Here is a 24,759-nt window from a genome sequence, read left to right as displayed (position 1 = left end):
GCGAAGAACCACTTAGTTAATTTCGATCTTTCAGGAACGAGAATCGATAGGGCGACCGCCAGTTCCAATCTTCGCTTTGAGACCGTGTTGATTTTTTGTGCGCGGAAGGCTTTGGTTATTTTGCCAGAGATCTTTCCTTTGAGTGATTGTGCATCAACGTTGTAGTTGCCACCACTTGCAAGCTCCGCCCTCATCGCTCCAGAGCCGGATACAGCTGACTGCCCGCTTGCTCGATAGTCAGTATCCTGACGCTACAAGATGGGCCGATCAGCATGTCTCACCGAAGAAAACCGATTTACGGCGAAGTCTCTACCAGCCGGAAAAGTTATCCAACACGGGACAAATCACTGTCTCCAGGTCCACAGCTGAAAGCGGAACCAGCGTTACGGAGAACACGACGACATTCCTGTTGACTGGAAGCGTAATGCTCTTGATCGGCTTGAACGGAGAAAGCTTGAACGTATAGAGGTAGAGGTTTAATGGACCGCCGGCCGCCATCCCGTTGCTACCATTACGGTATGCCAACTTGACTGCGACCGATTCATTCGAATTTCCGGACACTGAGAACCAGTCGCTGAAGCTCTGATGGACTGTCTCAGATGAGCCATCATCATAGTGCACGATGAACGCCTGATCGGCTTGATTCCCCTGCACTCCTGTTCCTAATAGTTTTAGCTCAGTGTAGACGCCCGCAGGGAGGGTTACAGTCTGCCCGGCGGCGTACATCACATCCGATACATTGCCGGCCGCTAAGTGAAACCGAGACGGACCAACCACGATCTCTTCTCCTGCTCCCAGATCGTTGAGCGCGTTTGCTGAAAACGTATAGCCCTCTCCATCCACCCCGCCATTCGACGGTGTGGACGTTCCGTCTGTGGTGATGCCTGTAGCGTTGTAGACGCTGGACAGGTTCACCTCTTTGCCCAACGGTAGTTCAGATAAGGTTGCCGCCAACACTACGACATTACGATTTAACGGCAGCGTCATGCTTTTCACAGGCTTGCTACTGTCGAGCAACAGGGTGTAGCCGTACACATTGAACTGACGATCGTCAGCAGTGCCGCTGCTCGTGTTACGGTACGGCATCGCAATAGCTTCTTCCTCGTTGACATTTACCGACGGACTGAACCAGTCGCTGAAGCTGGCAAGTAGTTGCGAAGTTGAGCCGTCGGTATAGGTTATGGTGACAACTTGATTCATCTGAGTGCCTTGAATACCAGTACCCAGTAGCTGAAGTGTTTGATACCTTCGGTGGGGCAGAGCGATCACCTGCCCGGCTCCGTAAACCGCATTCGGAACATTGGCTTCACCCATGTGAAAGTGGATCCCGTTCAGCACACGGTTTCGTGTCAGCACCTCCCCGGATAGAGCGTCCCCCAAACTATCGATGCCGCCGTCAGTAAAGGCGGCACCATCCGAACGAATCGCCGTGAGGTTGTAGCTGCTTGAAAGGTTCACGATATCGCCAAGCCCGCACTCTCCAAGTCCTGCGCTGATTGCTACGGGGAGTGATGCAGCCGTGTGCGAGGTGCTACCCGAGGTACCGGAGACCGTGATCTGTGCCCCGCTTGTGGTCGGAGCGGTCACGCTGGCAGCGAGTATCAACTTGCTGGTCCCGGTAGCCGCCGGTGGAGAAAATCTCGCGCTGACAAGCGGTGGAACGCCCGCTACCGAGAGAGCAACCTGGCTTGCAAATCCATTAATAGCATTCACCGCAACCGCCGTGCTCGTGCTTCCACCCTGATTCAGGTAGAGTATCGAAGCCGTGGTACTAAGGACGAAATCCGGCAAGAGGAGCTGCACATAGGCAGTGTGGATCAGTCCGCCACTGGTGCCGGTCACCGCAACCACCAGTGTGCCTCCAGGTGTCTGCCCTGTTGTATCGATGTTTAGTGTCGTCTGCCCGCTACCGGTCAGTGTTGAGCTTGCAATCGAGGCCGTCACTCCGGCCGGTGCCTGAACAACGGAGGCTCTCAGTTCCACTGTGTTTGCAAAGCCGTTCTCCGGCGTAAGCATCACCGTAGCCACTGCCGCCCCCCCGGGCACGAGGTTAAACGAAGCGGGAGATGCAGTCAGGGTAAAGTCGGGAAGTGTATTCAAGCTCGGGTTTTGCGATGCGGCTAGCGCAGCGACGAAAGCGTCCACCGCTGAGCCTTGACTGGCGGTATAGACGGCGTCGAACGGTCCCGTCCAAACTTGTCCGAACGCATTGTTCGCATTTCGCGAGGTGTACCAGATGCTTTCGGCGTTCGTCAGTGCAAAGTCCGCGTACTGTTGCTGCGGGGACACCGATGTAAGTGCCATTAGATTGCGCAGGAACACACCCTTGAACTGTGGACCGTCCGCTCCAAGGTTCGGCTCACCGGCGTCATGCAGCACACCATTACTGTCCGTCAGGTGGCTGATGGCAGACTGGGCAATGCTATTCGCAGTCGCCATAAGCACAGGAGCCGGCTGTGCCTGGTTCAACTCAACAAGACCACCCAGCACAACCCCCTGGTTGTAAGTCCACGTAGTCTGCCCGTTGTTCGTGCAGGTAGAAGTCGTCAGACCATCATTAATCAAGTTCTGGCTGTTGATCATCCCCGAACCTTGAAACCAGGCCCACTCCTGGTTGGCCCAGGAGAGGTACCCTGCCCGATCGCTTGCCGCGGTCCGGTTCGCCAGATGAGCCGCTACCGACAGAAAGAGCTCATTCGCAATCGCATTCTTGTAAGCCCGATCTTTGCTCCACCAGATACCGCCGCCACATGTTGAGTCCCAGCCGCCCGTCATATCGGCGAAGATTGAACCGGCTGTAGTGAGGTATTGCGGGTTCTTGGTCACATCGTAAGCGGCGATCCAAGCCAGAGCCCACCATCCTTCGTCGTCATAAAAGTTGTCCAGAAAACCAGCATTTTGGTTGGGCGCCAACTGGAGCGTATTTGCGAAGATGCCGCTGTAGCTCGTCGAATTGGTTAACAGGGAATAATCGGCCAGCGTAGTGAGTTCGTTCGCAGATGGCCACCAGTTTGTTCCCTGGTAGAGCCCGGTCGAAGGCGTGTACAGCCGTTGCATCTCGTCGATGCCAGCCTTAGTTTGCTGTGCCAGTGTCGGTTGCGCTGATCCTTGCGCGTTTGCTCGCGGCAAGAATGAGCTGAACATCAACAACATCGCTGCTACGACGGACCCGGCGAGAAGACGAGGCATAGTGACTCCCTGGCAAAAATGGCATGTCAGCCCACATAAGCTCTGAAACAACCTGGAAACGTTTCCAAAGTCAAAGCATCATACGTCCACCGCTGGTCTTATGGGAAGGTTGTTCTGAAAATTCGCCACGAATGTCATCTTCTGAGTAGCTGTAGGGATGCAATGCACAGCTTCCAGCCCGGCACCTCACTTTAGGCGACAACCGCCCTGGGAGCTTCCAGCCGCAAAGTGGAATCACCACGCAATGAGAAGGGCGGCCATGATCTCGGCGACCCTTCTTGCTGAAGTAGAGGCGAGCGAGTCTCATGCCATCGACTGATTAGGCCAATGTTCGATCACCCAAGAGTGACCCCAACCTTCTAGGGCGTGTCATCCAGATCGTGTGACTCAATAATTTATTGGTGGCCCGGGCAGGAGTCCAACCTGCGACCTTCGCGTTAGGAGTGCGCTGCTCTATGCAACTGAGCTACCGGGCCATCGCACTCAGTGTATCGCAGCCTATCCTCGTCGCCACTACCTCCAGTGTTACCCTTATAGATGGAGAATCGCTATGCCGCAGATCAATCGTCGCCGGTCCATCCCGGTCAATATCGGTGGCGTCCTCACAGGCTTCGGACACCCCGTCGTGGTCCAATCCATGACCAACACCGACACCGCAGATATTGACTCCACCGTCCAGCAGGTCGCTGCCCTCGCGCGCGCCGGCTCGGAGCTCGTCCGCATTACTGTCAACAACGACGACGCCGCCAAAGCCGTCCCCTACATCGTCGAGCAGCTAGCAGCCAAGGGTTGGACCACACCCCTCATCGGCGACTTTCACTATAACGGCCATCAGCTCCTCGCCAGGTATCCTGACTGTGCTCAGTCCCTCGCCAAGTATCGTATCAATCCCGGCAACTGCTCTATCGGCCGTAAAGATGACGATAACTTCCGCACCATGGTTGAGGTCGCCGTCAAGCATCAGAAGCCCGTTCGGATCGGTGTCAACTGGGGTTCGCTCGATCAGGCTCTCCTCACCAAGATGATGGATGAGAACTCAAGGCTCTCGCAGCCGCTCGAAGCTCGCGACGTCATGATGGAAGCCATGGTTGTCTCCGCTCTCGACAACGCCGCTGCCGCCGAACGCTACGGCCTCCGTCGCGACCAGATCATCCTCTCAGCCAAAGTCTCGGGTGTTCGCGACCTCATCGACGTCTACACCGAACTCGCCAGCCGTTGCGACTACACCCTTCACCTCGGCCTCACCGAAGCAGGCATGGGCATGAAGGGCGTTGTTGCCTCTACCGCTGGCCTGTCCCCGCTCCTCCTCGCCGGTATCGGCGACACCATCCGTGTCTCACTTACGCCTACGCCCGGCGGCGATCGCTCCGAAGAGGTCCGCTGCGGACAGCAGATTCTCCAATCCCTCAATATCCGCTCCTTCATGCCGCAGGTCACCTCCTGTCCGGGCTGCGGTCGCACCACCTCCACCTACTTTCAGGAGTTGGCAGAACGCATCCAGTCCTATCTCGTCGAATCCATGCCCGAGTGGAAGAAGCAATATCCCGGCGTCGAAGAGCTCAAACTAGCCGTCATGGGCTGTATCGTCAATGGCCCCGGCGAAAGCAAGCATGCCAACATTGGCATCTCTCTTCCCGGCACCTTTGAAGAGCCCAAGGCACCCGTCTATATCGATGGCAAGCTGGCCATGACCCTCAAAGGCGACCGCATCGTAGAAGAGTTTCAGGTCATCCTGGACGAGTACGTGCAAAAGCGCTACGGCCATATCCTCGTCGAGGTCTAATACGAGAGGTGATGTTGAGCGCTTCGCCCAGAAGCCACTAAGAGCAGCGCTTGTCGACCGTTCCGGGACGCCACGCCACCCGACCGGTCTCATCATAAAACGTCTCAACCAGGTCCGGCCCATTCAGTTGCAGGCCCAGAAATCCGTTGAACACCCGCAGATTATTATCCGGGTCACCCGCATTGCATTGTTCAAACCACTCGACCTTGCCCTGCGCCTGTCCGGCCTGTAGGTCAGACGATAGACCCCACGGCAGCGCAGCATGGCCGATGCACCGGCAAAGCATACCGTTCTGTTCTGCCAGCGCCGTGTACGCCACCCCGGCGTGCGCATGTCCCCAGTACCAATAGGCGGGCGGAGCCTGCCCCGCGAATGCGCCCATGACTTCGGTAAACAATTGAAGTGGTGCGGCTCCCGGTATGCCGCTCTCTGGCAGACCATTGTGATGGGTCATCACAATCACCTTCTTACCCTTCTTCGCGATCTCCTGCAGAAAGGCGATCTGTGCATTACCCGTGCCCAGTGTGCCATTCATGTAAAGCGTCAGAACATCCGAATAATATGCAGAGTCGAGCCCGACGATAATCCAGTGCGTGTTCTCGAGCGCAAAAAAACTATAAGGCGATTGCAGCTTGTTGAACGTCGGTCCTCCCACAGCCTCGTTGAAGTACGGTCCACCGCCCGAGTACATCTCGTGATTCGAATTCATGGTGAACGATCCCTTCGAACCAGTCGGCCAGAAGTTGATCAGGTTACTCACCTCTTCTCCGCTTGTTCCCGCATAGTAGGTATCGCCCAGATGAATCGTGTAGTCCGGATTCAGGGTCGGAACGAACTTTGAAATCTTCGTACTGGGCGAGTCCCCTGCCCCGAAGTTTCCCGTGCCGAAGTCGCTCAGCAGCGCGAAGCTCACATCATCATCCATGGGCAGAATTTCTGGCGTCCCGGCCGGAAAAGGATGTTTGTGCAGCAGGTTCTCGAGCCACACCGTTCCCGCCACCAACTCCCACCGTGGGTCGAGCTGCTGATACTTACCCGTGCCAAGAATTTCCCCATCCGGACCGACGCAGACCTCGATTGCCGCCGCCAGCGCTGGTGCTGCGATGGCCACCGCTGGTGCTGCAAGCGGTTGAGCTACCGCCTGGTTGATCGGCTGCTGAATCGCAGCAAGATGCCCGTCCCAATCGCCTGTCAAATAGCTCTTCATGCGCAGTGTCTGCTGGGTGTTATGTGCTGGTGGCTTCCCGGTCGCCACTAACTCGCTCAACTGCACATGTGCGTTGTCCAGCATCGGCTTCAAGGCCGCTTGCTTGTCGGCAGGAAGATTGTTCCAGGCAGCCTGCAGCCGCACGATCAGTGCGTCGCGTTGTGCCACCGTCAGAGATTCACCCTTGCTCGCGTCCAATGCATCATTCATGTTCCCTCACGCTCAAATCCTATAGCGAATAACCAGCGACGTCGCAACGGCGGAAGTATAGCACCCGTACAAATATGCCTATTCACAAACTCGGTCAACTCAGATTTCAAGGCTGCAAACGATAGGTTCTTCGTTGCAGATTTGTCGCATTCACCGCAACGGAGCCGCATACTTCCGCAGCGTCTTCAGCGGATAAAATGTCCCTCGCCAGATCACCCCACCCTGCCGCAATGTCGTCACCATCGATCGCAGTAGAGCGTATACAAAAAGGCTCGCCGCCACCGGTGAAAGCGCAGCCTGCCAGGCCGAAATCCCCGACGTTTTGCCGTACAGCCGATAGACGCCGGCAATCGCAACCAGCGTAATCAAAGCCGGCATACGCAACCCCGGCACCAGGAGTCCAAACACCGGCAGCACGCAGAACACCACCAACCATCCGCACGCCACCAATAAGAGCGACACATAGAACCGGAACGCCGAGAAGATATTCTTCGTCATCACGTTAACCAGCCCAAGCGCCCCGGGAGCCCAATGGACGCTCGCCAGTCCCCTTCCAAACGCGATACGCTGCGCAAAACCCATTCGCTTCACCCGTCGCCCCATCCCAATATCTTCGACGACCTCCATCCGCAGCGCCTCAAAGCCGCCAACCCCCTCGTAAGCACTCCGACGCATCATGTTGAAGGCACCAATCCCAATCGCATCCCGCTTAGCCTTCGGGTCCGGGATCTTCCATGGCCGCGCCGCCCACATCCCAAACGTCTGGAAGAATCCCAACATCATTCCCTCATCCCACCCCTCGCGAATGGTCGTCGGCACAACCACTAGATGGTCCGCTCCACTCGCCATCGCGTAAGCCAGCGACCGCCGCACCGCATCCACCCGGAACAGCACATCCCCGTCCGTAAACAGCAGCCAGTCGGACGACGTCTCCTCCGCCGCCATCGCCATCGCATGCGTCTTCCCCAGCCAATCCGCCGGAAGCTCCGTCACATGCAGCACCCGCAGCCTCCCCGGGTGCTCCGCCGCCAGGCCATCCATCAAAGCCCCGGTAGCATCGGTCGAACGGTCATCCACCGCCACAACAGTCAGCTTTCCATAGTCCTGTGCCATCAAGGATCGCAGACACGCCGCAACCTTTGCCGCCTCATTTCGAGCAGGCACCACCACCACAATAGAAGGTTCTCCCCTCGGCACCTGATCAAACTGCGCCTCCAGCAGATCGGCGACCTTCGGCATCCCGACCGTAGCTTCCCCAAACTTGTAGGCCCAACTCAGCGCCACCACCCAACCGACAACCTCGACCCACACCGGAGCGATCACGACGCCGCAGCACCTTCATCCGTATGAAGCCGAGGAGCATACCGCGCTCCTATAAATAGCAGCACCGCCGCAATCACAAACGTGATCAGAGTCACCCCAAGCCCCATATTTAGATTGCTGTGGTCGCTCACCAGTCCAATGATTCGCGGCGAAGGAGCATCCCCCAGCACATGGATCAGGAATAACTGACCCGCCAGCGCTGTAGCCCGAATACCCGGCCCTACCGAGTTCACAGTAGCCGCGTTCAAAGGACCCGTCCCCAGAAAGATAAAGAACTGCGCCGCCGCCAGCATAGGCAAGATCAATGCCTTCGGCCCAAAGAAGCAAAGTAACGCCGGAGGCACGGCCAAAAGCGCACTCCACGCCGGAACCAGGTACAGCGCCCGATGGTTTGTACGCGACCACCGCTGCGCAATCCATCCACCTACAATCGTCCCCACCACGCCCGTCACCACCGTGATCGCACCCATCAGGAATCCAGCCGAAGCCGGCGACCGTCCATCCACTCGCTGCAGGAACGAAGGCATCCACCACGAGATCCCGCCCAGTGAGAACGTCACCGCCGCCAGCCCAAGCACCGCCGTCAGGTAAGCGGGATTCTTCACCAGCGAAAGAATCACACCCTTCTCCAGCTTCGGCTTCCCACCCTCACTCGCCCCGCGCTCCGGCTCCTTCATAAAAAACAGAATCAGCAGCGCCACGATCACTCCCGGCACCGCCGACACATAGAACGGCATCCGCCACCCATAATGTCCGCCCACGGAACCGCCGATCAGGTATCCCAGCGCCGCTCCCACCGGCAGCGCCACGTTGAAGATCGTCAGCACCCGGTTCCGCTGATCGTCTGGATAAAAATCCGCAAGGATCACCGGCCCGAAGATCCCGAAGCAAGCCTCACCCAGCCCCAGCGCCGCATGGCGAATCATCAGTGCGTCAAAGCTATGCACCGTAGCCGTAAAGAAGTTGATACCGCTACAAAATAGCGCCGCACCCACAATCAGCGGCTTCCGCCTGAAGTGATCCCCCAGCCATCCCGTAACCGGCGAGGCCAGCACATAGGCCAGCATGAACCAGAACGTCAGCGCCCCGATCCTCTCATCCGAAGCGGAAAACTCATGCTTCACCATCTCCTGCACACCCGGCAGAATATAGCGGTCGATATAGTTGACGAAGTTAAGCGCCGTCAGCAGGACCAGCGCCGTCGTCGCCCCCGCAACAGAGACAAAGGGTAGCTTCGATTGAGAGGTTTCAGCCATCTACGGGCAGCATAGCAGTCTTACCACCTCGCGTGTTGGGAGCTAGAAAGAGAAGCGCGCTCCGAACTCACCAGTGAAGGATCGCGGTATCACCGTGCTGCTGGGATTGATGAAACCAAGCGGTTGAAGGAAGGTGGCGTTTGAAACATTGCCATCGAAGTTGGGACCATAGTTGGCCCGGTTGGTAAGGTTGAATCCCTGAAAGAAGAGAGCTACGTTATAGCGATCCTTGATGGTAATGGTCTTGGTAAACCGCGCGTCCAGTTGAATAAACGGGGAGCCGTGATAAGAGTCGTAGGCAATTTCGCGGCAGCTTCCGATTGCGAGGCAGTTGCGGTAATAGGTGGCCAGCGTAGTAGCCTTCGTAGTATCGGCAGCGACCGCCGCATTGGCAGTGCTAAGGAAGGCGAGGTAAGCTGCAGGGCTTTCCTTAACGCCAGTTGCGATCACGGCGTGCGGAGCGCTGCTGCCACTGCCGACTGCCCAGAGATTAGCCGAAGATTCAGTGATGTTCAGCGCGCGGGCCGAGCCAATCGAGAAGATCGGTGAGATCTCGATACGGAATGGAAGCTTGACGGTTCCAGCCGCAGTCAGATGATGCCGCTCATCATTGGGTGCGACGCCGAAATCAGGCTGGCGAAACTCCCCGAGGAAAGGGTTGGTGGAAGCATTGCGGAAGGCGGCGGGATTCCCCTGGTAGGCCAGTGCCTTTGAATAGGTGTAGTTGAGAACGGTGCTGAAATGATGGTGCATCGCCTGCCGATAGCTGACGTTGAGACCATCGTAGTAAGAGCGACCAATAGACTTCTCGACACCGAAACGACCGAGGACGGGGACACCCGCAGCGCCAAAGGCTGCAGCAAACGGCCGAACGCCACCGTTGAAATACTCAGTAGGGTTGATGTTGACCGTCTTGTCTTCATGGATCCCGCGAGCCTGGACGTACTCGACTTCAACCACTCCGGATGGGGTTACGGCGTACTGGAGTCCCGCGTTGATCTGCTGCGTATAAGGATTGCGGTAGTTGGGATCCATGAGTCGCCCGGTCGATCCAGCGGCAAGGTTTGGGCCGGCTGGCGGGATGACCGGGAGCGGATCGACGCCGTAGCGATAATTGCTCAACAGAATGTTCGTGCCTGGGACAACGTTCGCAGAAGAACAGGTCTTATCCGTCGGTCCCGAGCAGGCAATGGAGTACGTGTTCGCAAAGACCTGTGCGTTGGCCTGTTGGATCATGAAGAGCGGAATGTTCTCGAAGGTCTGACCGAAGTAGAGACCATAGCCACCGCGAATAACAAATCGACCATTGCCGCTGATGTCATAGGAGAAGCCGATACGAGGGCTGATATCGAGTGTGTCGTTCTTCGGAAGGGCAGCATAGTTGCCGCCGAGAAAAGAGAGACTCGGCGTATAGCCAACCCCATACTGATTACTGGCACCCGCAAGCGGAACAGTAGGAACATTGACCTTGGAGGCAGCGACGACCTCCTGGTAGGTCCGGCTGTTAGCCTGCTTCGCCAGACCATAGGTATCAATATCGCGGTCATACCGGAGGCCGATGTTAAGGAGCAACCGAGCGCTCGCACGCCAGTCATCCTCAAGATAAACTCCCACCATCTTGGGCGACAGATTGAAGCTGGGGTCGCCGGAGGTACCAGTCGAGGCTTGTATGGCTCCCGGCGAAGCAAAGCCATTGGGATACAAGGTCGTGTTGGTGAGCAGCGTGGAAGCGCTGGCGAAGAAATCGAACTCAGGGGTCGGATTGTTCTCGAAGTAACCGCCCACCTGGGGCTCGTAGAGATAGTCGACCCCGGCGCGGATGGTGTGCTTGCCGATCGTGTATGAAAAGTCATCCCTGAACTGAAACTTGTGCTGGCTGGACTTCTGCGGAACATTCGGATTGGTGCCGAAGCTTACGCCATCAGGAAAGGTGAAGTAGGGCGTGCGGGTAGCCGAATCGATCAGGTTATTCCAGTACTGAAATCCCGTCGTGAAGTTGTTAATCATTCGCGGCGTCAGAATCGAGCTAAGTGTGAAGTTGGTAAGAATAAGGTCGTTGATCGTGAAATTGCCTTCGGTCGTGTCGACTTGGCCGGTGGACTGATCGTTGTTGCTCTTATTGTCCTGCGCGGAATAGCTGATATAGGCCTTCTCCTTGTCGGAGAAGAAGTGGTCAATCCGTCCGTTATAGCGCTTCTCGTCGTAAGGAGTGGCAATCGTATGAGCAGGAACGGCGCCGAGGGGCATAGCTAACGTAAGTTCCTGAAACGCCTGGTCGGTAACAGCAAGGCTCGAGCGTTCGCGAAGGCCCTCATAGGCAAAAAATCCAAAGTCCTTGTTCTTGCGGATGGGACCACCAAAAGCTCCGCCATACTGCTGGCGGCTGTAGTCTGGCTTGGGCTGATTGCCCTGCTCGCTGATAGCGTTGTTAGTCTGAATCGCCTGTGAGCGGAAGAAGCCATACAGAGCGCCGTGAAACGTATTCGTTCCAGACTTCGTAATAATGTTAAGAGCTGCACCTTCGCTGCGGCCATTTTCGGCCGAGAAGCGGTTCGTGCTGATCTTGAACTCCTGCACAGCCTCTAGCGGTAGCTGCATCACAGCTCCCCCAACCGTATTATCTTTGTTGTCGATACCGTTGACTGTAGTGTTGGTGTTCCGCCCGGATGAGCCGTTCACCGCGTACACGGCATAGCGATTCTTGGTGGGATCGTAGCTGTCGACCTGCTTGACGCCCGGGGCGAGAATCGCGAGATTCGCAATGTCGCGGCCATTCAGCGGCAGGTCATTGATCTGCTCATTAGTGATGTTTGAGGAGCTATCAGTCTTCTCGGTATCAAGAAGCTGGTTTCCTGTCGACACCTCAATGGACGTACTGACCGATCCGGCCTGCAAGGGGAGATTCACGGTCAGGCTCGCCCCAACGGCAAGTTGAAGATCGTTGGCCTGCGCGGTGCTAAATCCACTTGCCTCCGCCTTCACAACGTAGCTACCTGCGGGAAGGAGGTCGAGCCGATACTGGCCGGTATCATTACTGGTCGTCGTTCGACTGGAGTTGGTTCCCTTGTTGGTGGCGGTAACCGTTGCGTTGGGTACGGCAGCGCCGGTGGAGTCGGCAACAACCCCGATAATATTGCCAGTAGAGGTAGCCTGGGCGAAGAGCTGATTGGTTCCTGAGACTAAGAGGACGAACAGGGAGAAGATGCGAAGCAAGGTGCGCATAATTGGCCTCCACAGAAAATGCAAAATACACCATTCACTCGTCCAGACGGTGCGGTACCGGAAAGTGGACTCAGCTCCTACGACCGGGCATAACTTGGGTGATGGTGTTCAGGGAATTCTATGCTGTTTCTGATATTTTGCGAAGTAAAGCCGACAAACTTTCTCTCGATTACACTATGTCCTCACTCCCGGCCACGTGCCCCTCTGGGAGGTATCGACAACCTCACGCAAGTTGCGTTACCTGCCTTGACGGTTGCGACCGCGAGAATCGACCGACCTGGGATACCACTGCACCGTGAACAGATAACCGGATGGGCAAGACCGGTGCGGCTGGCGGTGATCAGGGCGGTATGATCCACCTGTGATGCCGATACTGTTTGATCACCAGCCGCCAGAAGTTTTAAGGACCGCAGCACTACATATACTCGACGTCAAAAGCATCAGAAGTATGGTCCTGGTGCTTTTGCTGCTGGCCGGCGCTGCTGCAGCGCAGACGGCCACCTTTACCGGCGATGTCCGCGGCTCCTCGCCACAGCCTATCGCCTCTGTACAGGAAAAATCCTCGCCTACCCCTCCGATTGATCTTCCACCTTCGAAGTGCGTCGAGGCTTATCTATCTTCGGATGCTGTGCATCGTGGAACCGACTATGGTGCAGCGATAACAGCCGCAACTCAGAGCTCGTCACTTACAACACCGACTGAGTTGAAGGTCTGCGTCCCCGGCGATCATCCCGTCTACACGAAAGCCGTATTGGACCGGCCGGTAAAACTTGTCATGAGCGGAGCTCGACTTATCCCGCAGCCGTCCATGTCCTCACCGGTTGAGACGCTGGCAGCAACGGCGCAATCAGGTACAGCGATCCTTAAAGTGCCTTCGACCAGTGCCCTCACTGTAGGTATGGCTTGCGGAGGCATCGGCATTCAGCCAGGGGCATACATCACGTCTACAACCGCCACAACAGTGACGCTATCGCTGCCGTCCAAACTCGAATTTTCTTCGTTGGCCGAACTTGAGGTCCCCAACCGGAAAGCCTGGACCGTGGCCATCAACATGGTCTTGAACGTAGAGGCAGTGGAGTGATTTGCAAGCTGGCATAGTCCGATATTTCCGAAAGCCTCGACCGGTAAGTATCATCGACACACTGTGAAAAATCCAAGCGGTCTTCTTCGCCTCTCCCGTACATTCTGCCTTGCTGCCTGCTTTGCAATGGCTGCCTCAGCCGGGGCGCAGGCGCATTCTTCCACCGAGTACCGGCTATCGTTTCCGGATGCGGTCCACCACGTTATGCTGGTCGATGCCACGTTCCATGATGTTCCAAAGCAGCCGTTCCGTGTGCAGATGAGCCGCTCTTCCCCGGGGCGATACGCAGCGTTTGAGTTTGCCGCGAACGTCTTCGAAGAACACTTCACGGATGGCGCCGGCAAGCCGCTTACAGTCACAAAGCCTGATCCGCGTTCGTGGACAGTCACATCGCATGACGGCACAGTGCATGTAACGTACAAATTATTTGGCGACAAGGTAGACGGCACCTTCGTAGCCGTAGACACGACCCATGCGCACATCAACTTCCCGGCGACTGTCATGTGGGCGCAAAGCTTCGACGATCGCCCGGTGCGCGTAACCTTCTCGCTGCCCGCGAACACCGACTGGAATATCGCAACGCAGCTCTACACCACCACGGACAAGCAGACCTTCACCGCTCCAAATCTGCAGTACCTCATGGACAGCCCGGCAGAGTTGAGCCACTTCGTCATGCGGACCTTCCAGGTGCCTTCGCTGGACCCCGGGGGAAAGGCACAGACCATTCGTGTCGTGGCGCACTCCCAGGCAAGCGACGCTGAGTTCGATACCTACTTTGCCGGGGTACAGAAGCTCGTGCGCGAAGAGCAGGCGGTGTTTGGCGAAATGCCCGACTACGAGCCCGGCTACTACACCTTCCTTGCTGACGCACTGCCATGGGATGGCCGCGACGGCATGGAGCATCGCAACAGCACGGTCATGACTGGTGGCAAGCTGAACCTGGGCACCGTGGCGCACGAATACTTCCACAACTGGAACGTAGAACGCATTCGCCCGGAGGGTTTGGAGCCTTTCAACTTCCGCGACGTCAACATGTCCGGCGAAATGTTTCTGGCAGAGGGATTCACGCAGTATTACGGCAACCTTGCCATGCTGCGCAGCGGCATCACTCCGGCAAATGATTTGAAGAGCTTTGCAGGAGATGTGACCTACGTTCTCAACACGCCCGGCAGCAGCTATCGCTCGGCGATGGACATGAGCCGCCTCGCTCCGCTGGTGGACGGCAGCAGCGACGACTTCCCCAAATACTGGAGCAATGACTTTGTCTCGTACTATTCATTCGGCGACGCCGTCGCTCTGGGGCTGGACCTCACGCTGCGTACCCGGTCCAACTCCCGCGTAACGCTGGATGACTTTATGCGCGCGATGTGGCGCAACTATGGCAAGCCAGGCGGGCCGTCGCCCGGCCTCGTCGGCAAACCCTACACCATCGTCGACGTGCAGACCCAGCTCGCCGCCGTCAGCGGAGACCCGGCCTTCGCCGCTGATTTTGTAAAGCGCTTCATAGCAGGAACAGAAAAGGTGGATTACGCTTCCCTTCTGCTGCAGGCGGGCTTTATCTTGCGTCGACAAACAGGGCCGCCGTCCCTGGGACGATTGCGCCTGACGAAGGCGAACAACGCCGTACGTGTCTCAGACTCTACGATCATTGGCTCTCCAGCCTATAACGCAGGAGTAGACCGTGATGATGAGATTATCTCCATTGCAGGCACCTCGCTGAGTGCGCCGGAAGACCTGCCAAAAGTATTTGCCGATCATAAAGCAGGAGACAGCGTAGAGATCGTCTTTCGCCGACGGGGCCAGGAGATCCGGGCGACAACAACGCTCGTCGACCCGGCAGACCTTGAGCTAGTACCGGTAGAAAGTACAAAGATCGTACTCTCGTCGGAACAAAAGCAGTTCCGAGACGCATGGCTCGGAAGCAAGGCAAAATAGAAATAGCTGCACACTTGAGAAACAATGATGCGTCCCTTTAGTCTCGGCACCGAAGAAGCTTAGTCTGAAGGGACTGCATCTTAGCGCAACAGGAAAGCATGGCGATGGGTTTAGATAGCGAAGGTTTCGAGGATCAAAATAAGAGCTGCTGTGCCCCGACGGTACGGCGTCCCGAAATCGAAACTACAGCTCCGCTTCCCTCTCCACTCAGGAAAGGTAATCCAGGTACCGCTGGCATGGTTCACCTGAGTGGCGGTTCGTTCCTCATGGGGACAGAGGAAACAACAGGCTTTCCTCAGGATGGTGAAGGGCCTGTTCGTGAAGTCACGCTGACGCCCTTTCTTATCGATTCGTATCCAACTACGAATGAAGAGTTCGCTCAATTTGTGGACGCCACAGGCTACAAGACCGAAGCAGAAAGCTTTGGATGGTCCTTTGTCTTCTGGTCCCACATCCCCGAGGCGCGCTTTGAGGAACTCGTCGAAGACACGGTCGCCGCCGCCCCATGGTGGTGCAAGGTCAACGGAGCCACATGGGTCGCCCCGGAAGGCCCAGGCTCATCCATATCGAAGCGCTTACGGCATCCTGTCGTGCATGTCTCCTGGAACGATGCGCAGGCATACTGCACCTGGGCGGGCAAGCGCCTGCTGACGGAAGCCGAGTGGGAGTACGCAGCCCGCGGCGGGCTCGTGCAGAAGCTCTACCCATGGGGCGATAAGCTTCGTCCCAACGGGGAACATCGCTGCAACATATGGCAGGGCGAGTTCCCGAAGCAGGACACAGCGGACGACGGCTTTGCCGGGAGCTGCCCCGTCGATGCCTTTCCATCAAACGGCTATGAGTTGTACTCCATGACAGGCAATACATGGGAGTGGTGTGCTGACTGGTTCAGCGCAGATTTCCACCGCAACGGTCTAAACAACGATCCGCAGGGACCATCGCGCGGCAGCGCACGCGTCATGAAGGGCGGCTCGTTTCTGTGCCACAAGTCCTACTGCAATCGCTACCGTGTCGCAGCTCGAACGTCACAGACACCTGACAGCTCCACCTCAAACATCGGCTTTCGCTGCGCGCTCTCGACCAATCTTTCGGGTTCTTAGTCCGGTCTAAAACTTACCGCACTCATGGATACAGCGTCGCAGGCTTGATCTCGGGCGATCCCTCTCCCGCGTACTTCAACAACTCCGAGAGCTCGCCACGTAACTGCTTCGCCGTCTCGAGATACTCTTTCCGGCCCGCAAGGTTTACCAGCTCATGCGGATCGTTTCGCTGATCGTAGAGCTGCCATTCCAGATAAGACGGACTTGCGGCCTGCCTTACCCCGGAGATGTCAGCGATGCAGTAGGTCCAGTCCTTGGTACGGATCGCCCGCGCCGTCATCGACTCGCTGATCTGGATCAACTCTTTGTTCGGCCAAGCCTCGCGTGCAGCCGGGTCCGTCAGCAGAGGCAAGACACTCCGGCCCTTCCATGACGGCGGCACAGGTACCCCGGCTGCTTCGAGCAACGTCGGCGCGATATTGATAATTCCGGTAAGCTCTGGAATCTCTTGCGCGCCTTCGAACCCTGGCCCGTCGATGATCAGTGGAACGCGCACAGAGCTATTATGCGTGGAGCGCTTGTACTCCTGATTTCGCGTCATGAAGTGGCAACCGTGATCGCTGATAAAGACAAAGATCGTGTTCTCAGCCTGTCCCGTTTCGTGCAACACCTTGCGGATGCGGCCGACGGACGCATCGATGCTCTCGCAAGCGCCGTAGTAGTCCGGCAACTGCTGATGCCAGTCTCCGGGCAACGCACGCAGGTCTGGCGGCACATGCGCATTGATAAACCGCGCCGCCGAACCCTTCGGTCCCACCATACGGTTCTCGTCATTCTGTTGATGCGGTTCCAGTTGAGAGACGAACAGGAAGAACGGCTTGTCATGCTTCTGTCGCAGGAACTGCTCCGTGCGATCCGTTAGAAAATCCACACGATACTGGTCTGCAAACTTGATCTCTTTTCCATCACCATCAAAGAGCGAACCATAGTACGGATGGGAAGTATGTTCGAGGGCATTCGCGCCCTCCCAAAGGTCAAGAAATCCACCTCGATACTCAGGCTTGACGTACCCGGGACCGCCACCATCTGCCGCGGCAGCAGGTGCCAGGTGCCACTTGCCGATCAGATTCGAGGTATAGCCCGCCTTGCGCAGTTCTCCTGCAAGCGTAGGAAGTGTCTCGTCCAGTGCAGGGCCATTGCGCCACACGCCGGTCTCTGTCGCATAGCGGCTGGTCATCAGTACTGATCGGGCAGGCGCGCATACCGGCTGATTTGTAACGGCGTGTGTAAAGTTCTTGCCACGCTTCGCCATAGCATCTATGTTCGGCGTCTTCGTCGAACTGTTCGCACCATTCGCGCCAACAAAATCCCACCGAAACTGGTCAGATAAAAAAAGAATAATGTTTGGTTTCTTTGCGGCAGGTCTCGTGCCCGTCGCGGTAGTCTCTGGCTGGGCAAGCGTCTCAGCACCAAGCGACACAGATGCCGCAGCAGCCGCTCCACTCTTAACAAGGAAATCTCTACGATTCATATTCTGATACTCCCGTTCCTAATTCCTAAATCACGATGCTGCTTAGAAGAAGAGCTTGAGGCTCGCCTGTAGCTCTCGCGGATCATTTGGATTATCGCGAGTTGCACTAATTGACGAAAAAGTGTTGGGCGAGGTGAAGTTCAAGCTGCCAGGCTGCGCAAAGTTCGGAGTATTCGTCAGGTTAAAGCTTTCTGCTCGAAACTCGAAGTAGCGCGTCTCCCCAAGGTCAAAACGGCGAAAGAGGGAGAAGTCCAGCCGACGCGAAGGAGGACCACTTACCTGAGCGGGAGCGCCGCCAAGGCTTCCCGTTGCGGGGTTTGCAAATGCGGCGGGGTTCAGGAAATGTGCAACCCGGTTCCCGTCGCTATAGAGCGGCTGCCCCGGAACCTTAAGCGCGTAGCAGCCCAGCCCGGCGGCGGTGGTCGTGGTGCAAGCCACCGAGAACGGCTGTCCATCCTGTGCAGAGAATATCCAATTGATAGCCCACCCACCGGCGAGTGCCGAAGCAATACCAGTACTGGCATAAGCGCGACCGCGACCAAAAGGCAGCTCATAGCTTCCGCTGGTATGCAGCACCCGGCGCGTGTCGATGTCACATGGTGCATAGTCGGCACCGATCCCATATCCTGCGACATAAGGAGCGCGATACCCACCGATGTCGTTATCCAGCAGGTCGCGCGCTGTTCCAAGGCACTTCGAGTAAGTAAAGTTTGCGATCAAGCTGAAGCCGTGAGTGAAGCGATGCTCCACGCCGCCCTGTAGCGAGTTATAGCTCGTAGATGCAGCGCGTGACACATAGTTACCGCCAACCGCAAAATCTTTAAAGAACGAGTTAGTCTTCACGTTTGCCGTCGGAGAAAGAATAGAGCTCACCGTGTTCGAACTAACCGAAGACATAATATGCTTCCCATCGCTGCCGACATAGCCAACAAACGCGAGGGTACTTGGAGAGACCTGGTACTGCACCTGGAGGTTGAAGGCCTGGCTATAGGTGGTCTTCGGATTGCGTGGCTCGCCAAAAAGCGCAATCGCGTTTAACCTCGCATCCGCAGCCGTGAGAGGTACGTTCAGAAGACCATTCGAAATAGGACCTACAGAGTTATCGGCAGTAACCGGAGCGACCGAACTGCCGGCGGTATAACTCGTCGTCACCTGAAATGGATAGTTCACCCACGGGCTGATACTAAGTCCGTGATTTTCATATCCCTGGTAGAACAGCCCATAACCACCGCGAATCACCAGCTTCGGTTCCGCTTGAAATGAGAAGCCTACACGTGGAGCAAAGTTTCCTCTCTGGGCATAACCAAGTACCTTGTCCGGCATCGGTGTAAAGACGATCCCATCCTGCGCAAGCAAAGATTGAAATGCACTTGGAACGTTGCTGACCTGCGATTGAGGGACGTAGAAGCGAGATGTATTATCGCTGGTATCCCCGGTCTGCGCAGGAACAAAATTTGCAAAACGTCCATCACTCTCAGTAGGAATACCAAGGAACTCCCATCGCACGCCATAGTTCAATGTCAGATTACTAGTCGCCTTCCAACTGTCCTGAGCATAAGCGCCAAGATACTGCCGAGCTAGTTTGAAGATAGGTGAAAAGCTTGACGCCGATACTGCATCCGACCCACCCAACCCCTGCAAACTCCCTCCGGATACCGGCAAAGGCGTCAGTAAAAACTGAGCACGATCGGTCGATGCGTCCGTACTTGCAACAATGGACGTGTAGGCCCCATCGTTTGTGAAACTACCACGCGATGTAGTCGGGGTCAGCGTAGGAAAAGCAATATGTTGATATTCCACCCCGGTCCGTATCTGATGACGGTCCCGATCGATAGTCAGGTTCTCCGTAAACTGAAGCACCTTGCTCGACTTATCGCTGGGCAGCGTTCCAGGTGTTCCCAAAGCACTAAGCTGCCCAAAGCTGAACTGCGGTAAGCCACCATTGCCAGCAATCTGCGGAATGCCGGGGATACCATACTGTGCCGGAATTCCAAAGGTATTCGCGTTAAGCTGCAGGCGTGTATCACGCACGCGGCTATACCCCACACGTGCTTCGTTCACCAGCCTCGGTGTGATGACATGGGTCTCGCTAAATGCAATGTTCTGAGACTGTGTGCGGCCGTTTCCTGGCCGCGATGCCGAGCCATCCGCGATACCTGGAAACGGACTTGGCACAACCTCTGTCGTATTCACAAAGCTATAGCGCACGAAAGCTGAGTCGCGCTGATTAAGCGTCTCATCGAAGCGTACGTCAAAGCTGTCGGTGGTCGTGCGATTCGCCGGGCTGCTTACATAGTTGTTCTGCAACGATGAACCGGTAGGCGTCGGGTAAAGATTCAGGAGCTCGATCGCATTGGCTCCGAGCCGGCCTGCTGGAATCTGATTCAACAACGCAACGTTAGCAGGCGTGTTGAAGTTGCTCACCCCGCCTAACTGGCCAGCGTAAAACGGATCACGCACATAGCTGCCGGCGCTGCCTCGCAATCCGGTGACCGTATCCACGCCGCTCGTCGTCAATGCGCGCGTAGTCGATGGATCGAAGATAGTACCTACGGGAAAGATCCGGCCAAGAGCGTCACTTCGCGTCCCCGATTGCAGCGTAATAAGATCCTGTAGATTCGTATAGCCGCTGTTTCGCTCTGCAAGCGTGGGAACGGTACTGGTGTACGTCTTACCTTGCGCTACGCGACTGCCCTGATAATCACCGAAGAAGAAAGTGCGATTGCGCCCGTCGTATAGCTTCGGGATGACAACCGGACCACCCAGTGTGCCGCCGAACTGACTCTGACGGAACGCCGGCTTCCTCTGAGTAGCGAGGACAAAATAGTCTTTCGCGTCGAGCGAGTCATTACGCAGATACTCCCAAATATTGCCATGCAATCTGTTGTCACCAGACTTCGTACTCACGTTCAATACCGCGCCCGCCGAATGGCCGAACTCCGCAGAATACGTGCTTGTCTGCACGGTAAACTCGCGCAGCGCATCTGGCGGTGGCAGCACAACGTACTGCCCCTGATTGACGAGATCCGCGATAGCGGCATTATCATCCATGCCGTCGAGCAGGTAATTGTTCTGCGTGCGACGAGCGCCGTTTGCACTGAACGAGCCGCTCGCCTGGAGGTTGCGACTATCATTCTGTGCGAACGTTACACCGGGCGAAAGCTGTGCCAAAAATGTGGCATTACGACCGTTCAGCGGCAGCGCATTGATCGTGCGCTCCTCGACAAGCTGCTGCACCGACGACGAGCGTGTCTCAAGCAACGGAGTATCCGATGAGACTTGCACCACCTCATCCGCCGATCCCACTTCGAGGTGTGGCTTCACCTCAAGCCGCGACTGTATCGTCACTTCAAGGTGATCCGTTACGCTTTGCTTAAAGCCGCTGTGCGTCACAGTCAGCACATACGTACCAAGCTTAAGCGGGCTGAAATTGAAGCTGCCATCATTGCCGGAACGCAGCCGGGTAGTTACGCCAGTCAACTCCTCATGCAGCTGCAGATCCGCATCCGGAATAGCGGCCCCCGTCCCATCCATCACTGTGCCACCAAGTGAACCCGTGTCAACCTGTGCAAGCAAGGGGTAAAACGAAGGCTGCAGAAGAGTAAGCGCAAGAGCTAGAAAAAAAAGCCACGTCGAAACTGCACCACCGCGATCATGTTCTGAAGTGTAGGACTGAGCCTGCATCGAAGAGTCCTCGTGCAGCAACGAGCAATCATCAACGCAACTGCGCCAAAATGACTGGTTCACCGCATCGTAGTAGAGATTAGAAGGAAGTAACGCCACATTGTGGCAAGGCTGCTATCAGACAAGCGGAGAGCTTATCGACAACAACAGCGCAGGAAGCGGTCTTTGGATGAAGAACGGTCGGGCACCGAGTAAGATCGCATCCCCGAATGATACCTCAGGTGATCTCCCAAGCCAAGAGCGCACTTCGGATCCCCCATCGCAAGCCAAAGGAATACGGAACGCGGCAGCCACTCTTCTGCACGGGCCTCACGAAGGGTCGATCCGACTAAAACTCATCGTCACTACGATCTACGGTGTCCTCAATCGAACAGGCATGGTAAGTCCCATAGCGTAGAAGGGCGTGTTTTCAGTCCAGCTTTGCGCTGCCTTGTTATCCGTCAGTGTCTTCATATAATTTCCCAAAGTGGTCACTACTCTAATCATCAGTTGGTTCACTCCCGGTATCACCGCCGCTGTGATGTCATAGCTTTGGTTCCCATACCATTGCGTGCCCATCGGATGATCATTAACTTCCACTTGCGAGACACTATGAAGAAGGTGCCCGAGGTCCAGCACAAGGCTGCGATCGGAACTCTCGACACGAAAAGAGGTCCTGTAGACTACAGTGCCGGCAAACGACTTCAGGTCATCTCGCTGAAGAAAGTCCGGCAGCTCCTGATAGACCTTCGTAATGTTTCTGCCGTTTACATGTTCGAACGTAATAGTCCACGGACCACTTACAACCCGCTCCACGTTGGAGACGAGCGAACTCGAAGACAGGCGTTGTAATGGGATGGCCGAACCAGTAGCATCAATTACCGACGAGGAAGGTTCAAAAACGAGCAGTTTGGATTCCGAAGGACCTAAGGTGATATTAAGAATGTTATGAGATTGCGCTGTCGCATAAAGCTCACGCGTGCCGGACTCCGCATTCCACAACCAGGCCGTTTTTCCCTTAAGAGCAAACGTAGCCTCGAACGTATGAACCTCCGCCGGCCCGTAGTTGCTGAAAAAGAAGATATCTCGGTTTCCACTTCGGTAGTACAACTGGCTCACAAAGTCCTTAGGCTTGTCGATAAGCACAGCGGGTGCAAGAGCATACTGCTTTTGAATTTCCCGATACCAGCCAACCATGTCTTCTTCGCGGACTGAGACCAAAGGAGTGTGCGTTGGATAACGATATCGCAACTGTTCAACATCACTACGAATGCCAAGACTGGCCGCATCGTTATGTAGAAGCCCCGGAGCACGATTCGGAGTCTTATCAAGAAATACAAGTGTTCCCCCCGACTGAACGAAATCCTTCAGGACCTTCAGGGTCTTAGGATCAATTGATTCAACATCCACCAGCAAAATCGCCTTGTACGATCGTTCTCCGAATGCAAGCCTTCCCTGCTTTACATTGGAACGCTGAATAACGTCTTCATTCAGGTAGTCGCATCCACTTCCATTTTGGTGAACAACCTCCCAGAGTTTGTAGAGGTAGTGTGGCTCGACCGTCTTTGGAAAAGGGTCACGTTGATACCCATATTGCGAAGCGATGTCGGCCATAGGTGGAAGGATCGCGATTTCCGCTTGCATCACAGCATTTTGGAAGAGTGCCGACAGACGCGCTTTATAGTTCGCCCAAAGCTTGAAATAAGGCCACCACGTATTTCGCTCACTGAAGTACGTACCATAGCGGACCCAACCTGGAAATGCAGCGTTTGGCGGACTGTAGTTGAAGCCATGCAACACAGACTGTGTTACTCCCGACAGCATGCTCTGATCCCCTGCAACCTTGATCCGTTCCAGGGAAGCATGAAATGGATCGTCGGTGTTAGTCATTTCCTCGCAGCTAATTAATTGTTTTCCCGCAAGGTGTGCCGCAGAGGACACAAATTTATTAATCATGGTGTAGCTACGACCCCGCCGATAGTCGCCACTTCCAAACTCCTCAATCTTCTCGGAACGGATCCACGTCTCACACTCTGGAATATCCAGCATCATCCCGGCCGTGATCGGATCGCAATCCATACCATAAGCCTGCATCCTGGACTTCACCCCATGTCTCGTGCACCAACTGACAAACGTACCAACAAATCTTTCCTGAAAAAGTTCGTGCTTGGTAGTTTCAAAGTCATAGCGGACAAGAGCAGTCTTCGCCTTGAATTTAGGGGAGAACGATGCGCCATATTGTTCGGAGACTGCATTGCCCATCTCGCCGACCTTGAACAGCACAAACGGCAGCCATGGCGAAAGATCATATCCTCTCCGCCGACGAAACTCGGGAAACATATCGTCACACCAGTTCGCCCCTTCCAACTCGATGCTGTCCGTAAAGAAGGCCCTGAAGTGTTCACCCAGCGGACCGATCTTCGCGGTAAGCCGCGTCGAAAGTCTGTCAAGATATCGTTCCACTGCCTTACCGCTATAGTGGTTCAACACTGGTCCCGTCGCACCAGGTGCTCCATTGATGACACCCATGAAGCCGGTGACCTTCACAAGAAAGTAGAGGACGTGTTCCCCGGCTGGAAGATCAAGTTCGATGAACTCCTTGTGAAGTTGATCGTCCACGGCAACACCTGCAGTCACTGCGCCCACCTGCGAAGGTACAAGGCGCAGGCCGAACAATTCCTTTTGACTATCCTTGTACGACGACACCAGGTTGTGGCTTACACTCTCCAGCAGTTCTGCACGCGCAAGCCGAACCCGCCCCGGCCCAGTTAGGTTCTTGGTGCCAAGCGCAACCATCTGCGTCTGATCCTCGCGCGATAGAAACTCGCCACCATAAGGCCAGCCAGAGCCGACGATCATGTCGCAGGTCATGCCGCGCTCCCTGGTGCCGCGCAGCGCTACCTCCAGAACCTTGACCCATTCGTCGCTCATCCACGTCAGCGCCGTCGTCTTCATCGGATCAGCTTCAGCAGGAAACCGGATCGGGTTGATCTCAACGCCACCGATACCCGCCGCTTGCATCACATCAAGCTCTCGCAGCACCTCCTCGCCAGTAACCCGGTCACCATTCCACCACCAGCGAACCATAGGTCGATATCGATTAGCTGGCTTTTCAAAGAGTCCAAAAAGCTCATCCGAATCTATAGAGCCATCGGCTAACTTCTCATAGCCAACATCTGGCAGTTCTGCAGAGCCTGTTCGAACATCTTCCAGGCGAACGAACGGCGATCCACCCACCGTCAGCGACATCAACTTCACAAATTCTCTTCGAATCATATAGCTACTATCTCTCTGTGCCCTGCGACGCCGAAGATCGACG

The 24,759-nt window shown here is 55.9% G+C and carries 12 protein-coding genes and 1 tRNA gene; 4 read left to right on the top strand and 9 right to left on the bottom strand.

Translation table 11 applies throughout. From position 1 onward, the window contains the following. Positions 1-309 precede the first annotated feature (309 nt). Together OHL20_RS17430 and OHL20_RS17425 are read right to left on the bottom strand one after the other, a co-directional pair. Positions 310-3,189, bottom strand: coding sequence for a glycoside hydrolase family 76 protein (locus tag OHL20_RS17430; RefSeq protein WP_263384450.1), 2,880 nt, complete (start codon positions 3,187-3,189; stop codon positions 310-312). A gap of 399 nt (positions 3,190-3,588) precedes the next feature. Further along, positions 3,589-3,665 (bottom strand) — tRNA-Arg (locus OHL20_RS17425). Between the two features lie 74 nt (positions 3,666-3,739). Between OHL20_RS17425 and ispG the strand changes: the two genes are divergently transcribed. Further along, complete coding sequence (gene ispG, locus OHL20_RS17420) at positions 3,740-4,972, top strand: flavodoxin-dependent (E)-4-hydroxy-3-methylbut-2-enyl-diphosphate synthase (protein ID WP_263384449.1); 1,233 nt, start codon at positions 3,740-3,742, stop codon at positions 4,970-4,972. 37 nt (positions 4,973-5,009) lie between these two features. Here ispG and OHL20_RS17415 read toward each other — a convergent pair whose 3' ends face one another. From OHL20_RS17415 to OHL20_RS17400, 4 genes are all read right to left on the bottom strand, one after another. Beyond that, on the bottom strand, positions 5,010-6,389 hold the full coding sequence (locus tag OHL20_RS17415) for a metallophosphoesterase family protein (RefSeq protein ID WP_263384448.1): 1,380 nt from the start codon (positions 6,387-6,389) through the stop codon (positions 5,010-5,012). A gap of 150 nt (positions 6,390-6,539) precedes the next feature. Next, complete coding sequence (locus tag OHL20_RS17410; RefSeq protein ID WP_263384447.1) at positions 6,540-7,712, bottom strand: glycosyltransferase; 1,173 nt, start codon at positions 7,710-7,712, stop codon at positions 6,540-6,542. Beyond that, positions 7,709-8,968: a spinster family MFS transporter gene (locus OHL20_RS17405; protein WP_263384446.1), complete on the bottom strand. Its 1,260-nt coding sequence runs from the start codon at positions 8,966-8,968 to the stop codon at positions 7,709-7,711. The genes OHL20_RS17410 and OHL20_RS17405 overlap by 4 nt, the downstream gene beginning before the upstream one ends. Positions 8,969-9,010: 42 nt before the next feature. Next, positions 9,011-12,190, bottom strand: a complete 3,180-nt coding sequence (locus tag OHL20_RS17400) for a TonB-dependent receptor (RefSeq protein WP_263384445.1) — start codon at positions 12,188-12,190, stop codon at positions 9,011-9,013. A gap of 448 nt (positions 12,191-12,638) precedes the next feature. On the opposite strand from OHL20_RS17400, the gene OHL20_RS17395 reads away from it, so the two are divergent. The 3 genes from OHL20_RS17395 (at position 12,639) to OHL20_RS17385 (ending at position 16,306) form a co-directional block, all read left to right on the top strand. Continuing rightward, complete coding sequence (locus tag OHL20_RS17395) at positions 12,639-13,271, top strand: hypothetical protein (RefSeq protein ID WP_263384444.1); 633 nt, start codon at positions 12,639-12,641, stop codon at positions 13,269-13,271. Between the two features lie 63 nt (positions 13,272-13,334). Next, positions 13,335-15,206, top strand: a complete 1,872-nt coding sequence (locus OHL20_RS17390; protein ID WP_263384443.1) for a M61 family metallopeptidase — start codon at positions 13,335-13,337, stop codon at positions 15,204-15,206. A 98-nt stretch (positions 15,207-15,304) separates the two neighbouring features. Beyond that, complete coding sequence (locus tag OHL20_RS17385) at positions 15,305-16,306, top strand: formylglycine-generating enzyme family protein (protein ID WP_263384442.1); 1,002 nt, start codon at positions 15,305-15,307, stop codon at positions 16,304-16,306. A 22-nt stretch (positions 16,307-16,328) separates the two neighbouring features. Here the strand turns inward: OHL20_RS17385 and OHL20_RS17380 are convergent, their stop codons facing one another. The 3 genes from OHL20_RS17380 to OHL20_RS17370 form a co-directional block, all read right to left on the bottom strand. Next, entirely contained in the window at positions 16,329-17,777 is a 1,449-nt protein-coding gene (locus OHL20_RS17380; RefSeq protein ID WP_263384441.1) for a sulfatase-like hydrolase/transferase, read from the bottom strand. Positions 17,778-17,819: 42 nt separating this feature from the next. Continuing rightward, the gene (locus OHL20_RS17375; protein ID WP_263384440.1) at positions 17,820-21,461 is read right to left on the bottom strand and encodes a TonB-dependent receptor; all 3,642 of its coding nucleotides are present in this window, start codon (positions 21,459-21,461) and stop codon (positions 17,820-17,822) included. A gap of 351 nt (positions 21,462-21,812) precedes the next feature. After that, positions 21,813-24,689, bottom strand: coding sequence for a glycosyl hydrolase (locus OHL20_RS17370; protein WP_263385035.1), 2,877 nt, complete (start codon positions 24,687-24,689; stop codon positions 21,813-21,815). Between the last annotated feature and the right edge of the window lie 70 nt (positions 24,690-24,759).

The organism is Granulicella arctica, assembly GCF_025685605.1.
In the GTDB taxonomy this organism is placed as follows: domain Bacteria; phylum Acidobacteriota; class Terriglobia; order Terriglobales; family Acidobacteriaceae; genus Edaphobacter; species Edaphobacter arcticus.
Note: the sequence above shows the minus strand (reverse complement) of the source record. Positions and strands in the feature narration are given on the sequence as shown.

Excerpts from the sequence above, each read along its gene's own strand:
- OHL20_RS17430 (WP_263384450.1), bottom strand. The coding sequence starts at position 3,189 with ATGCCTCGTCTTCTCGCCGGGTCCGTCGTAGCAGCGATGTTGTTGATG.
- ispG (WP_263384449.1), top strand. The coding sequence starts at position 3,740 with ATGCCGCAGATCAATCGTCGCCGGTCCATCCCGGTCAATATCGGTGGC.
- OHL20_RS17415 (WP_263384448.1), bottom strand. The coding sequence starts at position 6,389 with ATGAATGATGCATTGGACGCGAGCAAGGGTGAATCTCTGACGGTGGCA.
- OHL20_RS17405 (WP_263384446.1), bottom strand. The coding sequence starts at position 8,968 with ATGGCTGAAACCTCTCAATCGAAGCTACCCTTTGTCTCTGTTGCGGGG.
- OHL20_RS17400 (WP_263384445.1), bottom strand. The coding sequence starts at position 12,190 with ATGCGCACCTTGCTTCGCATCTTCTCCCTGTTCGTCCTCTTAGTCTCA.
- OHL20_RS17395 (WP_263384444.1), top strand. The coding sequence starts at position 12,639 with ATGGTCCTGGTGCTTTTGCTGCTGGCCGGCGCTGCTGCAGCGCAGACG.
- OHL20_RS17385 (WP_263384442.1), top strand. The coding sequence starts at position 15,305 with ATGGCGATGGGTTTAGATAGCGAAGGTTTCGAGGATCAAAATAAGAGC.
- OHL20_RS17380 (WP_263384441.1), bottom strand. The coding sequence starts at position 17,777 with ATGAATCGTAGAGATTTCCTTGTTAAGAGTGGAGCGGCTGCTGCGGCA.
- OHL20_RS17375 (WP_263384440.1), bottom strand. The coding sequence starts at position 21,461 with ATGCAGGCTCAGTCCTACACTTCAGAACATGATCGCGGTGGTGCAGTT.
- OHL20_RS17370 (WP_263385035.1), bottom strand. The coding sequence starts at position 24,689 with ATGTCGCTGACGGTGGGTGGATCGCCGTTCGTTCGCCTGGAAGATGTT.